Origin of the sequence: Marinobacter metalliresistant, from assembly GCF_038098645.1 — a bacterium.
In the GTDB taxonomy this organism is placed as follows: Bacteria; Pseudomonadota; Gammaproteobacteria; order Pseudomonadales; family Oleiphilaceae; genus Marinobacter; species Marinobacter metalliresistant.
Genome location: NZ_CP101118.1, coordinates 1091267 through 1105531 on the forward strand (window position 1 = coordinate 1091267; position 14265 = coordinate 1105531).

Sequence of the window (14265 nt, forward strand, 5' to 3'; positions counted from 1 at the left end):
CCGTATCACCGGATGAGTTACAGGGAAATGCCGGAAAAGGACATAAAGCCCAGAGACATTAGACCAACGGTAATGAAGGTGATACCCAGCCCGCGCAGGCCTTCCGGAACATCGCTGTATTTGAGCTTCTCGCGGATACCCGCCAGAGCGATAATTGCCAATGCCCAGCCGATGCCAACACCAAAGCCATACACCACACTCTCGCCGAAGGCATAGTCACGCTCCACCATGAACAGCGAGGCACCGAGAATGGCGCAGTTCACTGTAATCAGTGGCAGAAACACACCCAGGGCGGCGTAAAGTGCCGGTATGTACTTGTCCATGACCATTTCCATGATCTGGACAATCGCTGCGATTACACCAATGTAACTCAGGTATCCGAGAAAACTCAGATCAACATTCGGCAGGCCGGCCCAGCCCAGAGCGCCTTCCCGAAGAACGCTGTTGTACAGAAGGTTGTTAACCGGGACAGTAACCGTCAGCACAACTATGACAGCAATACCCAGGCCTGTCGCAGCTTCAATCTTCTTGGATATGGCGAGAAAGGTGCACATCCCCAGGAAGAACGCCAGCGCCATATTCTCAACGAAAATAGCCTTTACAATCAGGTTGATATAATGTTCCATCAAAAAGCCTCCTTGGCGGTATGGCGGGACAGCTTGTAATCCGGCTCTTCAACCTGCTCCGGCTTCCAGATGCGCAACCCCCAAATAGCCAGGCCAATGATGAAGAAAGCACTGGGGGGCAGAAGCAAAAGGCCATTGGGCACATACCAGCCGCCCTCGTTCACAGTAGGTAACAGGGTGAAACCAAACAGGGAGCCGGCACCGATCAGTTCGCGGAAGAAAGCCACGAACATCAGCATGACGGCGTATCCCAGACCGTTACCGATACCATCCAGAAAGCTCATTAACGGCGGGTTGTTCATGGCATAGCCTTCCGCACGACCCATGACGATACAGTTGGTGATAATCAAACCCACGAAAACCGAAAGTTGCTTGGAGATCTCGTAGGCGTAGGCCTTGAGAATCTGATCAACCACGATTACCAGGGAAGCAATGATGGTCATCTGCACAATGATCCGAATACTGCCCGGGATCTGGGTGCGTATCAGCGATACCGCAAGATTTGAGAACGCAGTAACCGCAATAACCGCCACTGACATGACGATACTCACGTTCATGCTGGTGGTTACCGCCAGAGCCGAGCAGATACCCAGAATCTGAAGGGCGATGGGGTTATTGTTTAAAATTGGTTCGAAAAGAACCTGCTTGACCGATCCGGCTGCCATGATCAGACCTCCCCTTCACGAAGTTTTTGCAGGAATGTGGCGAATCCATTCTCGCCCATCCAGTAATTGACCAGGTTTTCAACACCCCTGCTGGTGAGCGTCGCACCAGACAAAGCATCAACTTTGTGCTGCTTGTTACGCGCGTCGGCGCTAACACCGCCCTTGACCAACTGAATTCGGGGCTCGTAGGTATCGTCCTCATAGACTTTCTTACCGACCCACTGCTTCTTCCAGCGAGGGTTGTCGACTTCACCACCAAGCCCCGGTGTTTCCGCATGGGAGTAAAAACCAAGCCCTTCAATGGTGTTCAGGTCACCTTCGAGCGAAATAAATCCATAAAGGGTAGACCACAGGCCGTAGCCGTGAACGGGTAACACCACGCGAACCAATTTGCCATTCTCGGTCAAGGTGTAAACCTTGGCGATATTCGGACGATGCTTGATACCCGCCTTATCCTCTGAAGGCGGGATCATTTCGGACATTTTCTGATCGGAAGCGGCCTTGTACATGTTGTACTTCATGGGGTCCTCGACACCAACCGTCGACGGTTCCACGAATTTGCCGGTATCAAGATCCACCAGCCGGACATCAAAACGCTCAAACGCTTCCTTGATCTGCTGGGTACTGGAGCCAGGCTCCAGCATACCGGCGGCGGAGAGGATATTGGTTACGATATCCAGCTTCTGGTTCTGAATCTGGGCCGGGCGGAGCGTGACCGCCGCGACAGAAACTACCACCGAGAACACAACACTCAGCACCAGCGCAACAATCAGCGTGCGGGAGACGGTTTCTTTAGCTTTAGCCACGAGCAAGCCTCCGTTTGATGTTGGCCTGGACCACGTAATGGTCCATCAGCGGCGCAAACAGGTTAGCGAACAGGATCGCCAGCATTATACCTTCCGGGAAGGCGGGGTTGACCACACGGATCAGAACCGTCATCACACCCACCAGGATACCGAAACACCAGCGGCCCGTGTTGGTCATCGCCGCGGACACCGGATCCGTCGCCATGAACATCATCCCGAAGGCAAACCCGCCCATCACCAGGTGCCAGTGCGCGGGCACATCGAACATGGGATTGGTTTCCGAACCGACAATGTTCAGCACCAGGGCCATACCAATCATGCCGATCAGAACACCACCCACAATCCGGTAGCTGGCGATCTTCATAATCAGGAGAATCAGGCCGCCGGCAAGCACTGCAAGGGCTGAGGTCTCACCGACGGACCCCTGAATGGTACCGACAAAGGCGTTCATCCAGCCGATCTGGGTTTGCAGGGCCTCCAGACCACCGCTGGCTGCCCAGCTCAGAGCCGTGGCACCACTGAAACCATCAACGGCGGTCCATACCGTGTCACCGGAAAGCTGCGCCGGGTAGGCGAAATAGAGGAACGCACGACCAGTCAGTGCCGGGTTCAGGAAGTTCTTGCCGGTACCGCCAAACACTTCCTTGCCGATAACCACACCGAAGGTGATGCCCAGAGCCACCTGCCAGAGCGGTATGGTCGGCGGGCAGATCAGTGCAAACAGAACCGACGTGACGAAGAAGCCCTCGTTCACCTCGTGACGACGCACGGTGGCAAACAACACTTCCCAGAAGCCACCGACCACGAAGGTCACGAAGTAGATAGGCACAAAGTACGCTATACCATAGACAAAGTTGTCCCAGACGCCGGCACCGGCACCGGTAATGGCAAGCGCCTGGATGAATGCAGCCCGCAGGCCGCCGTCAGCGATCATGGCACCCGGATTGGAAGCCAGGAAACTGTTGGCCTGATAGCCGATGTTCCACATGCCGAAGAACATCGCCGGAAAAGTGCACAACCACACGGTGATCATGATGCGCTTGAGGTCTACGCCATCGCGCACGTGGGCCGTCGTGGAGGTAACTTTGCCGGGAGTGTAGAAAATAGTGTCCACGGCTTCGAAGAGCGCATACCACCGCTCGTACTTGCCACCCTTTTCAAAGTGATGCTCGATTCCATCGAGAAACTGTCTGATAGCCATCGTCTTAGCCCTCGATCTCGATTCGGGTCAGGTTCTCGCGGAGAATCGGACCGTATTCATATTTACCCGGGCACACGAAGGTGCACAGCGCCAGATCTTCTTCATCCAACTCGAGCGCGCCAAGCTTCTGCGCCATCTCTGTGTCGCCGACAATCAGCGAACGCAGCAACTGGGTTGGAAGAATGTCCAGGGGCATGACCTGCTCATAGGCACCCATGGGAACCATTGCCCGCTCACTGCCGTTGGTGGTGGTGGTGAAGTTGAATAACTTGCCACTGGCCAGTTTGGACAGATAGATGTTCAGAACCGAGAATTTGTTCGGCCCGGGAGACAGCCAGCCCAGAAACTCACGCTTGTAGCCTTCTTCCAGCACGGAAACCTGGTTGGCAAAACGGCCAAGGTACGCGCAGGGGCCATCGCCGCGGCGACCACCGAACACGGAGCCGGAGATTTCCCGTACTTCGCAGTCGGTCGCAATCTCACCGTCCAGAAGTTCCGGAAGGCTGGCACCCAGGCGGGTACGCACCAGGCGGGGTTTCAGGGCCTTGGGGCCGCCGATCGCCACGATACGCTCGACCGGCACTTCACCGGATTCAAACAGCCTGGCGATGTCGATGACGTCCTGGTAGTTGATACTCCAGACAGTCTTGCTGCCGGAAACCGGATCCAGGTGGTGGATATGGGTGCCCACGTTGCCGGCCGGGTGCACACCGTCAAACTGGTGCACTTCAACGGCGTCGGACTTGGGAACCGCAACGTTGGATCCGGGCTTGCCAGTGACAAATACCTTGCCGGAGGTCAGTTTGGTGAGGAGCGTAAGGCCTTTTTCGAACGCCTGGCCATTCTCGCCTATGATGACCGTCGGGTCTGCTGCCAGCGGATTGGTGTCCATGACCGACACGAAAATGGAGTGGGGAGCGGAATCGATCTCCGGAACCTTGCTGTACGGGCGCGTCTTGAACGCCGTCCACAGCCCGGACTCCACCAGGTTGTCAACCACCTGCTGGCGTTCCAGGCCGGCAAGATCCGCTTCGCTGTAGCGCGCAAAGGTTTCAGCCTCATCGCCATCGATTTCGATAACGATCGACTGGAATACCCGACGCTCACCACGGTTAATCTCTTTCACGACGCCGGCGGCGGGTGAAGTATAACGAACGCCTTCGGTCTTCTTGTCCGTGAACAGCAGCGTACCGCGCTTGACACGGTCCCCCTCTTTCACAGCCATCGTCGGCTTCATGCCGTTGTAGTCAAAACCGATCAACGCCACATGGCGAACGGGTTTGCCGTCTGTAATGGTCTGTTCGGGAGCGCCGCTGATGGGAAGATCCAGGCCTTTTTTGATCTTAATCATTAGCCTCGTCCAATCATCAGAAACTATTCAATGGATTTGTAACGCCCGACACCTGCGGCCCAGGAAACGATGAGAAACGGAGTGCCAGACATACCCAAAATCGCGCCAATTATAGAGATTAAGGAATCCTATTTCCACCAGAAACCGGAACAGGTTTGTGCCTGAACGTAAACCGCCTGGCTCACAGACCGATAAAACAAAAACCCCGACAGCATTCACTGTCGGGGTTTTCATACCTTTCACTTCACCAGGTCAGTGCGGTTTGATCAGTCTCTCGCACGCTTGGGGAAGATCGGGTAACTTACGCCGGCCATCTGATTCACCACACGGATCACCTGGGCGCTGTAACCGAATTCGTTGTCATACCAGACGTAAAGGATCAGACGCTTGCCACTGGCGATGGTCGCCTGGGCGTCAACGATGCCGGCATGGCGGGAACCCACGAAGTCCGTGGAAACCACTTCCGGAGAATTCACGAAATCGATCTGCTTCTGCAGCTCGGAATGCAGCGCCATTTCCCGGAGGTACTCGTTGACACCCTCCACATCAACCTCCTTCTTGAGGTTGAGGTTCAGGATCGCCATGGAGACGTTGGGTGTCGGTACCCGGATGGCGTTACCGGTCAGCTTACCTTTCAGAACCGGCAGCGCCTTGGCAACCGCCTTGGCCGCGCCGGTTTCAGTGATAACCATATTCAGGGCCGCACTGCGACCGCGACGGCTGCCCTTGTGGTAGTTATCGATCAGGTTCTGGTCATTGGTGTAGGAGTGAACGGTCTCAACGTGTCCGTCTTCAATTCCGTACTCGTCCTCAATGGCCTTCAGGACCGGCGTAATGGCATTGGTGGTACAGGAGGCGGCTGACAGAATCCTGTCTTCATCGGTGATCCAGTCGTTGTTAATGCCATAGACGATGTTCTTGATGTCGCCCTTGCCCGGCGCCGTCAGCATCACCCGGCTGACACCCTTGGATTTCAGGTGCAGACCCAGACCAGCCTCGTCACGCCATTTACCGGTATTGTCGATCACAATGGCGTTATTGATGCCGTACTGAGTGTAGTCCACCTTGTCGGGCCCATCGGAGTAGATCACCTTGATGTAGTTGCCATTGGCAATCAGGGCGGATTCTTTCCCGTCCACAGTGATGGTGCCATCAAACGGACCGTGGACCGAGTCACGGCGCAGCAGGCTGGCGCGCTTCTCAAGATCATTCTCGGCACCCCCCTGGCGAACCACAATCGCACGCAGACGCAGGTTGTTACCACCGCCGGCCTTTTCGATCAGGATGCGCGCCAGGAGACGACCGATACGGCCAAAGCCATACAGAACCACGTCCTTGGTGTCGTTGTTGGCATCTTCCTCGGACTGGGCGGCGTACTGACCAACCACCGGGCCGATTTCACGCTTCAGGAATTCGGTGAGGTCGCCACCTTCTTCCTTGAACTTGACCGCGAGCTTGCCAATATCAACGTGGGCACGGCCAAGCTCAAGCTTGTCCATGGCCTGGAGGATCGGCAGGGTGTCGTGAACAGACAGTTCGCTATCTTCAACCTGACGTACGAACCGGTGGGCACGAATGATACCGATAACAGACTGGTTAATGATTGCGCGGCCATAGACAGAAGTAACCACGTTGTTCTTGCGGTAGAGGCGGCCGATCAGCGGAATCATGGCTTCCGCGGTGGATTCTCTTTCTGTCCAGTTGGACAGGTGCTGATTGATCTGTTCGTGACTCACGCTTGGACCTCTGCAATTGGCACTTGGAATTTGGCGCGCACATTATCCAACTTAATCCCGCCGACCGCAAATACGAGCACCCCAGACCTTCGTAGACACCCCCTTTCACCCGGAACACGGGGGCTCGCCAGCCGCAGCCGCCATGACAGCGTCATCCGCGGGCGTTAGAATACGCGGCTCGCCGCCTCCCGGACATCCACAGCAGGAGAACCAGACTGCCCATGAGCCAAGGTGCAACCACCCACCCGTCATCCCGGATCATGATTGCCCCGGAATTTCCAACCCGGCCGGCCAATCATCGCATATGGGGCCAATTGCACGGCAGCAGTGACGCGCTGGCCATCTGTGAAAGTGCCCGCGCCCACAAGGGCCTGACGCTGGTCATCACCCGCAGCACCGACGATGCCATTCGCCTGGAGCAGGCCATGCGCTTTTTCCTTGGCCTGGACGCCGGGGAAGATGGCCCGGCCGTCAGCGAGGATGGACTGGAACTGCTGTCATTGCCAGACTGGGAAACCCTGCCCTACGACCTGTTTTCGCCGCACCAGGACATTACTTCCAGGCGTATCCGCACCTTGCACCGGCTGCCGTCAACCAGCCACGGCGTGCTCGTCGTACCGGCACGAACGCTGATGCACAGGCTGCCCCCGGTCAGCTATCTCCAGGGCAACACACTTGTGCTGGAAGTCGGCCAGTCCCTGGACATCGACAGCTGGCGAATGCAGCTGGAAGCCGCAGGATACCGGCACGCGGAAAACGTCTATGAGCATGGGGAGTATGCCGTTCGTGGCTCGATCCTCGACATCTTTCCCATGGGTGCCGGCCAGCCCTACCGGATCGACCTGTTCGATGATGAGATTGAAACGCTCAGGACCTTCGACCCGGAGACCCAGCGCTCGATCGATCGTATAGACCACATCGAACTGCTGCCCGCGTATGAGTTCCCCTGGCACAAGGAAGCCCGTTCCGGATTCCGCAGCCGCTGGTTCGAGCAGTTCCCCAATTCGGGCAAAGACACGCCCATTTATCAGGATGTGACCCACGGCATTACACCACCAGGGATTGAGTACTACCTGCCCCTGTTCTTCGACCAAACAGCTACTCTGTTCGATTACCTGCCGGGCACAACCCATGTATTTACCGCCGCTGAACTGAACGAAGCCGTCAGCCACTTCGACTCCGAAACCCGGAACCGGTACGAGGACCGCCGCCACGACCGCTTACGACCAATCCTGCCGCCCGGCCTCCTGTTCCTGCAGCAGGATGAACTGTTTGGTCACCTGAAGGCGTTCCCGCGGGTATCGATATCGTCTGAAACCTCGGACGCCGCCGGATCGTTCAACTGCCCCAGTCAAACCCTGCCAGACATTGCCATGGACGGTCGCGCCGCTGATCCTGCCGGCCGCCTGAAGCGGTTTCTCCGGGAATTCAGTGGCCGGGTGCTGATCTGCGCGGAATCATCCGGCCGGCGTGAGGCCCTGATTGAAAACCTTGGAGACCAGGGCCTTGAGCTTGAAACCCTTGCCAACTGGCAGGCGTTTCTGGAGAACAACGGATGTCCGCTGGGCATTACCATTGCCCCGATGGAGCAAGGGCTCCTGCTCCCGGAGCACTCCCTTGCGCTGATTACCGAAACCGCGCTCTTCGGAGAGCGGGTGCTGCAAAGACGGCGCCGGGAAAAACCGACACAAACCGATGATACCGGTTTCCGGGACCTGTCAGAGCTGCGCATCGGTGCTCCAGTGGTCCACATCGACCATGGTGTCGGTCGCTACCGGGGCCTGGAAACCATTACTGTTGAAGACGAAGCCAGCGAATTTCTGATGCTGGAATATGCCGGCGGCTCAAAACTCTATGTGCCGGTGTCCAGTCTTCACCTGATTTCCCGCTATGCCGGTAACGACACCGAGCATGCCCCGCTGCACAAACTCGGCACGGATCGCTGGAGCACAACCAAACAGAAAGCGCTGGAGAAAATCCGCGACACCGCAGCGGAACTTCTGGATGTCTACGCCCGCCGGGAGGCCCGCAAGGGCTTCAGCTTTGAAGATCCGAAAGAGGCCTACCGGGCCTTTGCCGCCGGCTTCCCCTTCGAGGAGACCCCGGACCAGCAGGTCGCCATTCAGTCCGTTATTGAAGACATGACCAGTGAACGCCCGATGGACCGCCTTGTCTGTGGTGACGTCGGCTTTGGCAAAACCGAAGTGGCCATGCGGGCCGCTTTTATGGCGACCTGGTCCGGCAAACAGGTGGCCGTCCTGGTGCCAACCACCCTGCTGGCACAGCAACACTATGAGTCGTTCCGGGACCGGTTCTCAGACACGGCCGTACAGGTGGAACTGCTCAGCCGCTTCCGCTCGTCCGGCCAGACCAGCAAGGCAATGGAAGCCATTGGAAATGGCAAGGCCGACATCGTGATCGGCACCCATAAACTCCTTCAGGGCGATATCCGGTTCAAAAACCTCGGGCTGGTGATCATCGACGAAGAACATCGTTTCGGCGTGCAGCAGAAGGAAAAACTCAAGGCCCTGCGGGCGGAAGTCGACATGCTCACTCTCACCGCGACGCCGATTCCGCGTACGCTGAACATGGCCATGGGACACCTGAGGGATCTGTCGATCATCGCCACACCGCCGGCCCGGCGCCTGTCGGTGAAGACCTTTGTCCGCCAGCGGGACAACCCCATGGTCAAGGAAGCCATCCTCCGGGAAATACTCCGGGGCGGCCAGGTGTACTTCCTCCATAACGATGTGGCGACCATTGAAAAAACCGCTCAGGACCTCCGGTCGCTGATTCCCGAAGCCCGGGTGGGTGTGGCCCATGGCCAGATGCGGGAACGGGACCTGGAACAGATCATGTCGGATTTCTACCACAAGCGCTTCAATGTGCTGGTGTGCACCACCATTGTCGAAACCGGCATCGACATTCCCAGCGCCAACACCATTATCATCGAGCGGGCCGACAAGTTCGGCCTGGCGCAGCTGCATCAGTTGCGTGGCCGCGTGGGTCGCTCGCACCACCAGGCCTATGCCTACCTGCTGACGCCGCCGCCGAAATCCATCACCGCGGACGCCAAAAAGCGTCTGGAGGCCATCTCGGAAGCACAGGACCTGGGTGCCGGTTTCATGCTGGCCACCCACGACCTGGAAATCCGGGGCGCTGGCGAGTTGCTCGGAGAGGAACAGAGCGGCCAGATCGAAAGCATCGGCTTTACGCTGTACATGCAGCTGCTGGATGAGGCCGTCAAGGCCATTCGTGAGGGCCGGACGCCAAATGCCGATCTGCCCCTGAGCCACGGCACCGAAATGAATCTGCGTATTCCTGCCCTGATTCCGGAGGATTACCTGCCGGACGTCCATAACCGGCTGATGCTGTACAAGCGAATTGCCAGCGTGGATAACAACGAAGCATTAAAAGAACTTCAGGTTGAGATGATTGACCGGTTCGGATTATTACCGGATCCGGCCAGGAACCTGATCCGCCAGACCGGGCTTCGGCTCGAGGCAGAGGCCCTGGGTATCGTGAAAGTCGATGCCGGCAAGGAATGGGCGCGCCTGGAATTTGGCAGCTCGACGCCGGTAGACCCGTTGGTACTGGTTAAAAAAGTGCAATCCAGGCCGGACCAGTACCGGCTTGAAGGGGCCAACAGCTTCCGTTTTCGGCTGAAGGATGCCACAACCGATGGTAAACTCGACGGCATTTCCCGGATGCTTGACGAACTGGAACCTGCCAAACACGGCGCATCCGGCTCATGAACGCCCGATCAACATGTGGAGTACGACCCTTGCAGATTGATGGAACTCGCTGGAACCGATACGCGACACGGGCCTTTCTGGCAGCGCTCCTGTTGACTGTTTCAACCACTGGCACTGCCCAGCAACCTGAGCGCGCCAGTTTGCCACTGGAACCGGGCAAACCGATTCCGGAGGACTATTACCGTGCAGAATTCGTGATTCTTGAGCGGATTGTCGAGCCTGAAGCGGTGAATGAAAAAATGTCGGGTCGTAGCGTGGAGCCACCGGTCGAAACCGACCAGGTACTCTGGTCGGTGCTTCAGGACGGATCAACGGAAACCACTCTGAACCTGGCACCCCGGAACGAGCTGTATCTTGCAAACGCAGCCAAACGCCTGGAGCGCAGCGGCAGATACCGCGTACTGGTCAGCGCCGGCTGGTACGAAGCCTTTCCGCCGGATTATGAAGGCACTCCTCTGAGGATTGAGGCAGGAGACTGGATCGAAGGCGCGGGAACCCGGGAGGTGGAAGGCCACATCACCATCGACCGCCAGCGCTATCTCCATGTGGGTGTTCACCTGAACCACTGGCAGACTGCGGAAGATGCCCGGCCGGCGCTTGATGAGCCCGCGGCCGGAGAAATCCCGGATGCATCCACGGAAGAGGCGCCCCCGCCCGGAGGCGAAAACCCGGCCACAACCTCAGCAGGCGATCCGGCCGTTCAACCGCAAGCCCTGAGGGCCGAATCTGTGCCTCTGGAATTGCTCACCTGGATTCGGGAAACACGCCGGATGCGGAGCGAGGAAGTCCACTTCCTGGACTCCCCCACCATCGGCGTCCTGGTGTTCTTCAAGAAGATTGAGGCAACGGAGTAAGCACACCAAGACCGGCCATTGAGACCTCAAGGATCCGCCTGACCCCAGACATCCCCCGCTCAATGGCCTCTTCAATCTCCGCCATGGTAATGATGTGGTCGGATTTGCCGGCCGCCCGGTTCACCACCAGCCCGAGACAGACATAGCGCATCCCCAGTTCGGCTGCCAGCACCGCTTCCGGCATGCCTGTCATACCCACCAGATCGCAGCCGTCCCGCTCCATGCGGATGATCTCAGCCGCCGTTTCCAGCCTCGGACCCTGGGTTGCGCCGTAAACCCCGAAACCCGAGAACGGCACGTCCTCAGCGCCGGCGACATCAATCAGGATCTGGCGGGCACTCTCATCGTAGGGCCAGGTGAAATCAATGTGGGTCACTGACGCCAGATCGCCCTCGAAGAAGCTACTGGCACGCCCCCAAGTATAGTCAATAATCTGATCGGGAATGACCACGTGAGCAGGCCCCATGTCCTTGTGAATCCCGCCCACAGCGTTGACACCAACCACCGTTCTGACGCCGGCATCATACAGGGCCCGCAGATTGGCCCGGTAATTCACCTGATGAGGCGAAATGCGGTGCGGATTGCCATGGCGGGACAGGAATATGACCGGCTGGTCTCCCAGTCGCCCTTCAACCAGTGGCGCCGATGGCATGCCCCAGGATGTCCCGACCTGCTTTTCGCCGGTAATCTCCAGGCCCGACAAGGTTGTCAGCCCGGTGCCACCGATAATGCCGACGGGATGAATTTTCTCCGGTGACGTCATTCTGAATCTCCTGAATCGTCTGCATCTCCCGTTGTCTGGCGATGCCGTGATTTCTCCGCACTTTTTGCAGACGATGAACCGGCGCCCTGATCGCGGGACTCACCGGTCTGCGACCCGGTTAGCCGAACGCCGTCCGGAAGATGCAGTGTCCTTGTCGGGAACGCCACCTCGGCACCATGGCTCTCAATAACGTCGCTGATTTTCAGCAACACATCCTGCTTCACTTCCTGAAAACGAACCCACTGGGTTGTCTTGGTGAAGGTATACACCATGATATCCAGCGACGAGGCATTAAAAGCGAGGAAATTGACGATCAATGTCTGCTTGCTGTCAATATCGTCATGCTGCTCCAGCATGGCCCTGATATCGGCAACGATGGTGGCCATCTGGCTGACGTCGGCATACCGGATACCAATGGTTTCCGAGATCCTGCGGTTGGTCATCCGCGAGGGGTTCTCGACCGCAATGGTTGTAAAGGTTGCGTTCGGCACATACAACGGGCGTTTGTCAAAAGTCCGGATAGTAGTCAGCCGCCAGCCGATATGCTCAACCGTGCCTTCAATGTTGCGGTCCGGCGAGCGCACCCAGTCCCCCACCTTGAACGGGCGGTCCAGGTGAATTATGAAACCGCCGAAGAAATTCGCCAGCAGATCCTTGGCGGCGAAGCCGACGGCAATGCCACCCACGCCGCCAAACGCCAGCACCCCGGAGATGCTGTACCCCAGAGACTGCATTGCAATCAGAACGGCGGTAATTATGACCACGGCCCTGGATAACTTGCTCACCGCATTCACAGTGGTGTAGTCCATGGGCTGTTTCATCTTCACGGGAGAAGCGAGAATCCCCTCGCCTTCCTTGATCAGGCGAAGTACCGCCCAGACCAGCACGAACACGAAACCCAGCTGGAGCATTGAGTCATTGGCCTTGAAAATTTCGGCCTGCGAATACCGGTGAGCGACCTCGGCGGCCCAGTATACGCCTTGTACCCAGACAAACGCGACGACAGGCTTGCGCGCGGCATGAAGCAGTGCGTCGTCCCAAAGGTTACTGGTTTTACTGAATTTTCGCTCCAGCGCACCGACGATATGACTGGCGACATACGCCACCGCCGCTGTTCCGAATACCAGCGCAAACACAACAATACCAACACGCCAGCTTTCCGAGAGCAGCCCGAAATTCTCGATCCAGCCATTCACGATGGCCTTAAAATCCCCGATCATCGGATCCCTCTGACAAAAAACGGTTTAATGGATGTAAACGGCTGCACCCGGCCCAACACGTTCGAACAGTTCAAGAATGTGGGCGTTCCGCATCCGGACACAGCCATGGGACAGCGGCACCCCCATGGGCTCGCTGTCTGGTGTGCCGTGAATGTATATGAAGCGACGGAAAGTATCGACACCCGGCCCCCGGTTTTTTCCCCATTCACGACCGCACAGCCAGAGAATCCGGCTTAGAATCCAGTCCCGGCCGGGGTGCTCAAGGCCAAGCCCGGGACTGTAGATCTCGCCGGTCGGACGCCGGCCACGGAACACCGTCCCGGCTGGAAGTCCGGCACCAATACGGGCACGGATATAGTGCTCACCCCTCGGGGTGCAGCCACTGCCATCCTGTTCACCCGGGCCGTTCAGTGCCGTGGATACCGGATAGGAGGCAAGAACCTGCCCATCTCCGGTGACAAGCCTGAGGAGCTGGAGGGTCAGATCAATATCGATTCGCGCTGCAGTGGAATGAATCAGCACTGGCCAGGCTCCCTTGTGGGTTCAGGAGGGAAGCCTAACCGAGAGGCAGGAACTCAGGCAACCGAGACCTTGCTGCCAGACGAGGGAATCAGCACGGCGTCTTCTGCCTGCATGCCGGCGGCCAGGAAGGGCACCAGCCGGGCGGCAATTTCCTGAACGGTGGTTTCGACACCCAGCTTGTTCTGCAGGATATCGCGCAGGGCGTCACTGCTGGACATGGTGAACGCGGTTGCTCCGAGCATGAACTGAATGCGCCAGTACCGGTCGACCGAAGACAACTGCGGCGTTGCTTCCTTGAGAAGGCGCATGAAACGGCCGAACGGCTCGCTGTATTCCTGCTCCAGAAACTTCCGGAGATGCCCCTGGGACTGGGTGTAGGCGAGACCCAGCAGGCGCATGAAGATGGAAATGCCCTTCTCGTTCCGCTGGGGCATTCGTACCGCGCTTTCCGTCAGGGCCCAGAGCGTCTGATTCAATGTTGGCGGCTTGCCCGCACAGCGCTCCTCAAGTTCGTCGAACGCGCTTTCAAGAGTTGCGGAAAACGGCGTCAGAAAACGCGCGAAGACGGCATGAATCAGAGCGTTTTTTGAACCAAAATGGTAATTGACAGCGGCCAGATTTACTTTAGCCTTGCTGGTAATCATGCGGAGCGAGGTTTCTGAAAAACCCCGGTCGGCGAACAGCTCTTCGGCTGCATCGAGAATCCGGTCAACGGTATCAGACTGTGCCATTTTGTTTTCAATGCCTCTAGCAAACGTCTGTTTGA

The 14265-nt window shown here is 57.7% G+C and carries 12 protein-coding genes; 2 read left to right on the forward strand and 10 right to left on the reverse strand.

Going from position 1 to position 14265, the window contains the following annotated elements:
• Nucleotides 1–17: 17 nt before the first annotated feature.
• The 6 genes from nqrE to NLK58_RS05085 all read right to left on the reverse strand — a co-directional run bounded on the left by nqrE (nucleotide 18) and on the right by NLK58_RS05085 (nucleotide 6370).
• On the reverse strand, nucleotides 18–626 hold the full coding sequence (gene nqrE / locus NLK58_RS05060; protein ID WP_117617547.1) for an NADH:ubiquinone reductase (Na(+)-transporting) subunit E: 609 nt from the start codon (nucleotides 624–626) through the stop codon (nucleotides 18–20).
• Complete coding sequence (locus tag NLK58_RS05065; RefSeq protein WP_341582186.1) at nucleotides 626–1291, reverse strand: NADH:ubiquinone reductase (Na(+)-transporting) subunit D; 666 nt, start codon at nucleotides 1289–1291, stop codon at nucleotides 626–628. The genes nqrE and NLK58_RS05065 overlap by 1 nt, the downstream gene beginning before the upstream one ends.
• A 2-nt stretch (nucleotides 1292–1293) precedes the next feature.
• Entirely contained in the window at nucleotides 1294–2097 is an 804-nt protein-coding gene (locus tag NLK58_RS05070) for a Na(+)-translocating NADH-quinone reductase subunit C (RefSeq protein ID WP_341582187.1), read from the reverse strand.
• On the reverse strand, nucleotides 2090–3298 hold the full coding sequence (locus tag NLK58_RS05075; protein WP_117617550.1) for an NADH:ubiquinone reductase (Na(+)-transporting) subunit B: 1209 nt from the start codon (nucleotides 3296–3298) through the stop codon (nucleotides 2090–2092). The genes NLK58_RS05070 and NLK58_RS05075 overlap by 8 nt, the downstream gene beginning before the upstream one ends.
• A 4-nt stretch (nucleotides 3299–3302) precedes the next feature.
• Nucleotides 3303–4649: a Na(+)-translocating NADH-quinone reductase subunit A gene (locus NLK58_RS05080; protein WP_117617551.1), complete on the reverse strand. Its 1347-nt coding sequence runs from the start codon at nucleotides 4647–4649 to the stop codon at nucleotides 3303–3305.
• A gap of 266 nt (nucleotides 4650–4915) precedes the next feature.
• Nucleotides 4916–6370, reverse strand: a complete 1455-nt coding sequence (locus tag NLK58_RS05085; RefSeq protein ID WP_376788082.1) for a glyceraldehyde-3-phosphate dehydrogenase — start codon at nucleotides 6368–6370, stop codon at nucleotides 4916–4918.
• A gap of 236 nt (nucleotides 6371–6606) precedes the next feature.
• Here NLK58_RS05085 and mfd point away from each other — a divergent pair, with 236 nt between their 5' ends.
• A complete protein-coding gene (gene mfd, locus NLK58_RS05090) occupies nucleotides 6607–10140 on the forward strand; it encodes a transcription-repair coupling factor (RefSeq protein WP_341582189.1) in 3534 nt (1177 codons plus the stop codon).
• Between the two features lie 29 nt (nucleotides 10141–10169).
• Entirely contained in the window at nucleotides 10170–10994 is an 825-nt protein-coding gene (locus tag NLK58_RS05095) for a CsiV family protein (protein ID WP_341582190.1), read from the forward strand.
• On the opposite strand, the gene NLK58_RS05100 is transcribed toward NLK58_RS05095, so the two are convergent.
• The 4 genes from NLK58_RS05100 to NLK58_RS05115 form a co-directional block, all read right to left on the reverse strand.
• Nucleotides 10969–11757 (reverse strand): S-methyl-5'-thioinosine phosphorylase, encoded by a 789-nt coding sequence (locus NLK58_RS05100; protein WP_341582191.1) that lies wholly within the window; start codon nucleotides 11755–11757, stop codon nucleotides 10969–10971. The genes NLK58_RS05095 and NLK58_RS05100 overlap by 26 nt on opposite strands.
• Nucleotides 11754–12977, reverse strand: coding sequence for a mechanosensitive ion channel family protein (locus NLK58_RS05105; protein ID WP_341582192.1), 1224 nt, complete (start codon nucleotides 12975–12977; stop codon nucleotides 11754–11756). The genes NLK58_RS05100 and NLK58_RS05105 overlap by 4 nt, the downstream gene beginning before the upstream one ends.
• Nucleotides 12978–13001: 24 nt before the next feature.
• The gene (locus NLK58_RS05110; protein WP_376788083.1) at nucleotides 13002–13466 is read right to left on the reverse strand and encodes a L,D-transpeptidase family protein; all 465 of its coding nucleotides are present in this window, start codon (nucleotides 13464–13466) and stop codon (nucleotides 13002–13004) included.
• Between the two features lie 86 nt (nucleotides 13467–13552).
• Nucleotides 13553–14230: a TetR/AcrR family transcriptional regulator gene (locus NLK58_RS05115; RefSeq protein WP_341582193.1), complete on the reverse strand. Its 678-nt coding sequence runs from the start codon at nucleotides 14228–14230 to the stop codon at nucleotides 13553–13555.
• Nucleotides 14231–14265 lie beyond the last annotated feature (35 nt).

Bases quoted from the DNA above. Each gene is read 5' to 3' on its own strand.
- NLK58_RS05080 (WP_117617551.1), bottom strand. From the start codon at position 4,649: ATGATTAAGATCAAAAAAGGCCTGGATCTTCCCATCAGCGGCGCTCCC.
- NLK58_RS05115 (WP_341582193.1), bottom strand. From the start codon at position 14,230: ATGGCACAGTCTGATACCGTTGACCGGATTCTCGATGCAGCCGAAGAG.
- NLK58_RS05075 (WP_117617550.1), bottom strand. From the start codon at position 3,298: ATGGCTATCAGACAGTTTCTCGATGGAATCGAGCATCACTTTGAAAAG.
- NLK58_RS05105 (WP_341582192.1), bottom strand. From the start codon at position 12,977: ATGATCGGGGATTTTAAGGCCATCGTGAATGGCTGGATCGAGAATTTC.
- mfd (WP_341582189.1), top strand. From the start codon at position 6,607: ATGAGCCAAGGTGCAACCACCCACCCGTCATCCCGGATCATGATTGCC.
- NLK58_RS05065 (WP_341582186.1), bottom strand. From the start codon at position 1,291: ATGGCAGCCGGATCGGTCAAGCAGGTTCTTTTCGAACCAATTTTAAAC.
- nqrE (WP_117617547.1), bottom strand. From the start codon at position 626: ATGGAACATTATATCAACCTGATTGTAAAGGCTATTTTCGTTGAGAAT.
- NLK58_RS05100 (WP_341582191.1), bottom strand. From the start codon at position 11,757: ATGACGTCACCGGAGAAAATTCATCCCGTCGGCATTATCGGTGGCACC.